The organism is Salinivibrio sp. AR640 (assembly GCF_001995405.1).
Taxonomy (GTDB): Bacteria; Pseudomonadota; Gammaproteobacteria; order Enterobacterales; family Vibrionaceae; genus Salinivibrio; species Salinivibrio costicola.
This window is the reverse complement of record NZ_MUFD01000046.1, coordinates 1-7,328: the sequence shown is the minus strand read 5'-3', so window position 1 is coordinate 7,328 and position 7,328 is coordinate 1. Positions and strand designations below refer to the sequence as shown.

Here is a 7,328-nt window from a genome sequence, read left to right as displayed (position 1 = left end):
GATAGAGGGATATGGCGTGGTTTTTTATGCATATTTTTTAACTTTAAATTTGCTTATAACGATTAAATACACAATTATTGGCATAATTAATCATTTTTTCTGAGGGTCTTATAAGTTGATAGACTGTCGTATGGTTGGCTATCGATAAACTTTATCGACAAACTCGGACGTCATGGCTGAAAGAAAAGCACTATAGTCCAACCCAAATGTGACGGTTTCACCGACCGCTAGCATTTTTTCTGGTGTCTCAACCATTAAATGATCACTGCATGATGAAACGATTGTCATGCCGCTGGGAGGATGTAATCCGTCAATACATACATCCTGTCGGCCTAAGGCAAGAATGGCCTGGTTGACCTGACCTCTATTTTGTAGGCTGATGGTTTCACCAAAGGCATTAACGCCTCGTTTTCCCCATGGGTATGAGGGTTTTTGGCTCGACTCTATGACCTCGGCTGTTAATGTGATCGCTGTGGATGATAAGCCCGATATTTGTGGCTGATTTTTTGGGACTAGGCCTAAAAATATTGCTTCGCCAAGCCGTAAATGGTTAATACGGGTTTGGCCTTGATGGGCGAGTACCCAATTGATCGAGCCCGAGTTACCGCCCGAAATGATGTCTAGCTTTATCGAAAACGTCGTCTCGATGTGTTCAGCAAGATCCGATAAAAGCTGCATATTGATATCGTCTGGCTCAACACCGTAGCGGCAGGTTAAATTCGTACCTATGCCTTTGAGTGTAATGTTGGGCAGTTTAATGACATCGTTGATCAGATTAATAAGGTTGTCGGGCATGACACCTTCTCTTAAATCTCCCAGCTCAACCATAATGATGATCTGGTGAATACGATTACATCGCCCAGCGGCGTCAGAGAGTTTTTGGATCACTGCAATTTCAGTATTCAGACTGATATCGCAGTCAATGACGACGCGCTCTATTTGGCTTAGCATCGGGGAACGTATTAATAGAGTGGGTACCGTGACACCTGCCTCTCTCATCCGTTTTATATTATCTACTCTTGAGTCAGCGAGCATCGTTGCGCCGGCATTAATGAGCGTATTGGCAATGATAGGGTGGCCCAAACAGCTTTTGGTCACGGGAGTGACAGTCACGCCTTTTAAAGTCAGTTGTTCAATCAGCCGTTGGGTGTTGAGGGATATTTTAGCGCAATCGAGTTCTATTTTTGGGTAGCTCACTGCTTTGCTTCAATTTTATCTTCTAGCAGTGGGAACGCTGAAAGTAGGATCTGTACTAATTGCTCTTTCGGTTGCGATAAGGGATCGGTGACCGGGAGTTTAAGTTCATGTGTATACGCATTGATATAAGATAAAGTCTCTCCCATCGACATCCCCTCGTGGTTGAGAGTGATCCCAATGACATGCGTATTGGCAAATGTTTCGATCAGGTTAATTTCGCTTGCGAGCGTCGGTATCGCCATGTTGGGAAAATCGACACGATACAGGCGTTTCGGTGCATGCTGTAAGATAACTGCGGTCGGGCAACTTCCTCGCAGTATGAATGAGCTCGTGGAAAAGGCTGGATGACTCAGAGCACCTTGGCCTTCCACTAAAATAATATCTGGGTTTTCTTGGGTGTAGGCATCGACGATCACGGCCTCTAATTCGCCAGCACAAAATTGAGAAGGAACAGCATCGAGTGCCACACAATAACGTTCACCCTGAATAATACCGGTTTGTCCGGTGGCGATCATGACGACGTTTAACCCTACCTTTCTGAGCTCTTGAGCCAATATTGTCGTAGTGGTCCGTTTCCCGAGCGCACAATCTGTTCCCAAAATAGCGACAATGGGACAGGTCACACTATGGACTTGCCCAGTAAATGTTTTTAACGCCTCTTTTTTCTTGGGTTTGCGAATATCCAGTATGTGGACGTTGTTCTTCTTGCTCGCATCAACAAAAATGGCATCGTCATTGAGAAATTCATGTAAACCATTAACGATATTGAGCCGTTTTGACATGGCGTCGAGGATGACATTTTTATCTAAATCAGACAGTAAGCCTGTGGACGGCGCGACACCAAAAATAAAATAATCTGGTCGTGTAGACTCATGATGTAAAGCCTCTTCGAGGTCGGCGAAAATAGGGATGTTGTTTTTGGTTTTGTCGAGAATGTCGCCCGCGTCTTTGTTTGCAAGGGAGCTGTCTATAACGGAGAGAATACGATATTTTTGAGAGTGTCGGACAAGACCATTGGCAGTTTTCCCATCAATTTTACCAAAATGACCTTCACAATAAACAATTGCCGTCGGGGTTAATGCCCCTTGGCTCTCGATTAACCTCTCTTGGCTCTCGAGTAATGTTTCTTGGTTATCGAATCGAGTCGTTGGTGATGCTAAATCGACGTCTTCGTGCGACGTTTTACCTGCTACTAATCGAGTTGGAGTGTGTGCTGATTTTGGTGATACGGACATTATTGAAGCCTGGTTAGGCTTAGAAGGGCCGCTAAGGATTGCCGAGTCTTTCGCCCGGTAAAGAAAAGAGCTCCTACTAAGCTGTAGGAGAGAACTAAACAGTAGCACAGTTTCTGAGAAGGCAAAGGGTTATTTGTTTAGGGACGAGTTTTTAGGCAATAAAAAAAGACGCCCTAAGGCGTCTTTTCCAATCGATTGGTGGAGCTGGCGGGAGGCTATTTCCCAATCCAGCACGCTGCACATAACCTTTTGATTTAAAGGCTTTATTTCTTGTATCTTCGAGCGTGTGATACCGAATTTTCCTCGAATTGTAGCTCAGCCATGTAGGTGAGTAAATAGTTAAGCTGATAGGTTGTCTTGTAATGAGTACAGATGGGCTTTCAATCACAGCATGCTTGCTATGTTGATGGTCTAATAAAAAAGCAAATGTATTAAAGCTGTTGCATCTGCAAGCACACTGAAGCAGATATAAGGAGAGTGAAATGGACTTTATAGAGCGACTGCAAGCTTTGTCCAAAAAGGTGGGACAGCTATATGACTCGATAGAAACAGAAGAGGCGACAAAGACTGCTTTGGTGATGCCATTTCTTCACAATGTGCTTGGATACGATATCTTCGACCCCAGCGAGGTTATCCCTGAGTTCACTGCTGATACAGGCACGAAGAAGGGAGAGAAGGTTGATTATGCTCTGATGAAAGATGGGGATGTTCAGATCTTAATCGAGTGTAAAAAAGTGAATGAAGCGCTCTCACCAAAACACTCTAGCCAACTATACCGATATTTTTCAGTGACCAATGCCCGTATAGCTGTATTGACTAACGGTTGTGAGTATCAGTTTTTCACTGACCTCGATGCGCCAAATAAAATGGATGACAAACCGTTCTTGATTCTAGATATGTCCGAGGTCGACGAGCATGTAGTCCCAGAGCTGAAAAAACTGACGAAGACTTCTTTCGATGTCGATTCCGTGGTCGATGCGGCTGGTGAATTGAAGTATCTCAATCAAATAAAAAAGGTGTTAGCAGAGCAGTTCCAAGATCCAGAGGAAGACTTTGTAAAGCTTTTGACTGCTAGGGTCTACGATGGGATGCAAACAGCCAAGGTCAAAGCACAGTTTACTGAAATAACGAAAAAAGCTTTGAAGCAATTCCTCAACGACAGCATAAACGCTCGTTTGAAGTATGCCATAGGCAGTGAAGAGCGTGAGGCGAGAGGAGCCAACGAACAACCAGAGCAGGATGAAAGCTCTTCCGAAGCGGATGGTAGCAACCCTAAGATAGTCACCACAGAGGAAGAGCTCGACGGTTATAATGTTGTCAAAGCTATTCTGAGAGAAAGAGTCGATGTATCTCGAGTCGCTCATCGAGACACACAAAGCTACTTTGGGATTCTGCTTGATGATAATAATCGTAAACCATTGTGCAGGTTGCATTTTAATGGTCGACAGAAGTATGTAGGAATCTTTGACTCAAACAAGAAAGAGACTAAAACTCCCATCGACAGTGTTGATGACCTTTTCCAACTGGCAGGGGAGTTAAAGGCATCGGTAGACCTGTACGAGTAAAGCTCTTTGTTAGCCCTAGGTAGCCGTAATTAGCTACCTAGTGGTATCTGATGGCGTTAAGTTAACTAGCTACGGGTCTTTCTTCGTCTTTTCTGCTTTGTTTTTACGTAAAAAATTTTCTCTCGCATTTAATAATACATAGTGTTTTAAATTTCCCCCCGCGCACCCTATAAGAAATTTAACTATCTGGATTGGTGGTGTGGAAAATATTTTTATGAGTGCTAACGCCCCCCCAATGAGAACCTTTGGTTGTTTTTTATTCACCTTAGTAGGTCTCTTAATGTTGCCTTTTGAACCTACCTCAAACAGCTACGGCAGGGTAGTCTATAAGTCCTGTTTGACAGTTTTAGACCTATATGAAATTATGAGCCCATCTTATAGACCAAGATGAAGAGTAAGAAATGGCTGTTATCGCGTATTACCGTGTTTCAACTGACGACCAAACAATCGAGAATCAACGAAGAGAGCTCAATAAGACATACCGTATAGACAAGGAGTTCGCTGATTGTGGAGTGAGCGGGACAGTTAGCGCTGAGAAGAGGCCAGAGTTTAAGAAGCTACTCGACTATGTGCGCGAAGGAGACACACTTGTGACGGTCGATCTTGATAGATTGGGGAGAGACAGCATTGATGTGCAAAACACCGTGAGAGAGCTTCTGAGAGGCGGTGTGAACGTCATTGTGACAAGGTTAGGGGTAGACCTCAGCACAGACGCAGGAGAGCTTCTGGTGACCATTCTGTCCAAGGTGGCAGAGATGGAAAGAAGGAAGATGTTAGAGCGCTCAAACGCAGGCAGAGAGCGTGCAAAGGCAGAAGGTAAGCATATGGGTCGCCCTCACACTATAAGCAAAGAGCAGGTGCATGAGCTTCGCTCAAAGGGGTACTCTATTAATGCCACAGCCGAGGCTTTGGGGTGCTCTGTGTCGTCGGTTAAAAGACTACAAAAAAGTATTTGTTGAATTCTATAATCATATGCTAAGCATTATAAAATAACAGCTGTAAGGAGAGGGTATGTTTTTTGATGTTAAAGGTTTTTTGGAGGCGGTAGAATCTTTACACTTGCTGAGAGAACAAAGGGAGAAAGTATATCTGCTTCTGCCCTTGCAGAATAAAGTAATAAGCGAGTTGAAGAAGACGGAAAGGAGTATAAAACTTTTGAGCGAGGGTGTTCGTCGGCTAGAGAGGTATAGAAGAAGAAAGCGCCCACCAGAAGAGAAGTGGAAGGTGAGGGAGCTAAAGGAAATGATAAGAAAAGGTAAGGAGAGGTTGTCTATTTATAAGAGAATTTTGTTTGTTTGGAGGTGTGTGGGAGATGGTATTGCTTTTATTTATCAAACTAAAAGCTCATTAAAGCATCTTTACCTTGGTCATGAAGGCCACCCTAAGCAAGAACCAGGTTTTTTATCAGGAAAAGCTGGATTTGAAAAAGAATACATTTCGATGGCAAAGGGAGTAGAGCTAGGGGTTCCTGTGGTTTTGAGTGATTTAACTAATACTTTGAGGGTTGGGGATATTTGTGTTCTGGGAGGAGATGAACCCATCCCTATAGAAATAAAGAGTTCGACTAATCGTAACTCTCGAACGGATCGACAGTTCCAACATCTTGAGGAAGTTGTCAGCTTTCTCTGTTCTGGGTTTGCAAAAAACTACCACGGTTTTGAATTAACCAAGCGGATAGAGGTGTGTCATAAAGAGGTAAGTCATAGAGAATCGATCAACCGATGCATTGAAGGTGCTTTTCGTGAGAAGGGCATTAAAACATTGTCCCCAGAGCCTGGTTTAACATATATCGCTTTTGCTTCGGGGCAGGAAGAAAAGTTTAAGGAAGTCATGGAAGAGCACAGTAATAGCTCTATAGTAATTCATTTGGTCTGTGATGAGCGCCACCTACCATCTTATCCTTTTTTACTTTCTTTTACTCCTTATAACTCGCTTCTTTTCTCAATGGGAGAAGTGGAAGTTGTGGTCTTTATAGAAATGAGAGTGGTAGAAAATATGATAAGAGATGCTGGACTTTTTCCCCGTTTCTTAAAGGACGAAGATGGAGAACTCTCTCTTCAGATTATGCATGATGAAAATGATATATTCAAAGGAGCATTCCGTGTAAATGAGAGCTATCTTTTGCGTTTAGGTACTGAGTTTTTATCGGTCCGTAGCTTTGTTAATGAGCAGGTTGATATTGCAAGTAATTTTAGTCTTGAAGGGAAAGATGTTGTGATTGATAAGGGAACATCAGAAAAGATGAAGGAGTGGTTAGAGGTCGAATCTATTAATTGAGTTTTCGGTGTTTTCTTATTTTAAGGTTTTTATGTTAGAAAGATTTAGAATGCAGAAGTCTTGAGCTTGGAGATTGAGCCTGCATGAATCTTTCCTCACGAACTTCTAGAGATGCAGGGGTTTTTGAGGAGGGTACAATTAAGAAGGTGTCCTTTTGGTTAGGCCTTGCATTGGAAGTTATCGGTATAATTGGAGTAGCTTTGTAAGCGTGACTAGGACATTTACAACGTCTAATTGAAGCCCCCCAGGAAAAACTCTTAGATATACATTAAGAGATGTCAGTCATTGATAGTCTCAGCGATAGTATTTTGTCATAGAGTCTTCACGCTCTCACTAGGGCATTTACAACGTCTAATTGAAGAGCCCAAGGAAAACTTTTAGATATACACTAAGAGTCAGCCTCGCTGCCACTCTTCTCTGGCTCTTTCCCATCAGAGGCTTCTGTCTAATCAAGCCATTTACAACGTCTAATTGAAGAGCCCAAAGAAAAACTCTTAGATATACATTAAGAGTCCCATGTGGCACCACCACTGCTGCTTTAGTCGTAGCAGATACTAAATAGACCACCAGCACAACACTATCGCACCTTTGCTTACATGGATAAGTAGCTAAGTAGAGCGACTCTGCGTTGACTGTTATTTCACTTGATAGAAGGAATTATCATTGTGAGCAGCAGTCGAATAGAGTGTGTCTGAGCTGTATGGTCTAGTATGGCCTATGGTCTGTTGCCTTAAGAAAATACGCGAGCGAAGCCAAGAGAGCTTTAGCTGGCCTCGTTGGATCGTTGGTCTGATTTGAATGAGTGAACTACATAGCCATAGGCAGGATTGAAGTTGCTCCTCTCCAAACTCACGGGCAACGTAAGCGGTTAATAAACCCCACATACCCATAAGACACGGGCTTTGCCATAGTACCTTTTTGAGCGGAGGTACGATGAAACAAGCACAAAAACGCGCGCACTGGGCGGCGATCATTGAACAACAAAAGCAAAGCACAGTGTCCATTAAGCAGTTTTGCCAAGACAACGCTATTCCCTATCAAACTTTTTATTATT

General features: G+C 43.1%; 6 protein-coding genes. 4 read left to right on the top strand and 2 right to left on the bottom strand.

Translation table 11 applies throughout. The features are described 5' to 3' along the window. Positions 1-138: 138 nt before the first annotated feature. Both BZG75_RS14960 and BZG75_RS14955 read right to left on the bottom strand, forming a co-directional pair. Positions 139-1,197, bottom strand: a complete 1,059-nt coding sequence (locus BZG75_RS14960) for an alanine/ornithine racemase family PLP-dependent enzyme (RefSeq protein ID WP_077577407.1) — start codon at positions 1,195-1,197, stop codon at positions 139-141. Beyond that, positions 1,194-2,432 (bottom strand): DUF1611 domain-containing protein, encoded by a 1,239-nt coding sequence (locus BZG75_RS14955; protein ID WP_077577406.1) that lies wholly within the window; start codon positions 2,430-2,432, stop codon positions 1,194-1,196. The genes BZG75_RS14960 and BZG75_RS14955 overlap by 4 nt, the downstream gene beginning before the upstream one ends. Before the next feature lie 482 nt (positions 2,433-2,914). Between BZG75_RS14955 and BZG75_RS14950 the strand changes: the two genes are divergently transcribed. The 4 genes from BZG75_RS14950 to tnpA form a co-directional block, all read left to right on the top strand. Beyond that, a complete protein-coding gene (locus BZG75_RS14950; protein ID WP_077577405.1) occupies positions 2,915-3,997 on the top strand; it encodes a type I restriction endonuclease in 1,083 nt (360 codons plus the stop codon). Between the two features lie 401 nt (positions 3,998-4,398). Then, complete coding sequence (locus tag BZG75_RS14940) at positions 4,399-4,956, top strand: recombinase family protein (protein ID WP_077577403.1); 558 nt, start codon at positions 4,399-4,401, stop codon at positions 4,954-4,956. Between the two features lie 52 nt (positions 4,957-5,008). Next, entirely contained in the window at positions 5,009-6,274 is a 1,266-nt protein-coding gene (locus BZG75_RS14935; protein ID WP_077577402.1) for a hypothetical protein, read from the top strand. Between the two features lie 933 nt (positions 6,275-7,207). Further along, positions 7,208-7,328 (top strand): IS66 family insertion sequence element accessory protein TnpA (tnpA, locus tag BZG75_RS15715; protein ID WP_443216206.1); only part of this gene is annotated, 121 nt, incomplete at its 3' end.

Bases quoted from the DNA above. Each gene is read 5' to 3' on its own strand.
- BZG75_RS14935 (WP_077577402.1), top strand. From the start codon at position 5,009: ATGTTTTTTGATGTTAAAGGTTTTTTGGAGGCGGTAGAATCTTTACAC.
- BZG75_RS14950 (WP_077577405.1), top strand. From the start codon at position 2,915: ATGGACTTTATAGAGCGACTGCAAGCTTTGTCCAAAAAGGTGGGACAG.
- BZG75_RS14955 (WP_077577406.1), bottom strand. From the start codon at position 2,432: ATGTCCGTATCACCAAAATCAGCACACACTCCAACTCGATTAGTAGCA.
- BZG75_RS14940 (WP_077577403.1), top strand. From the start codon at position 4,399: ATGGCTGTTATCGCGTATTACCGTGTTTCAACTGACGACCAAACAATC.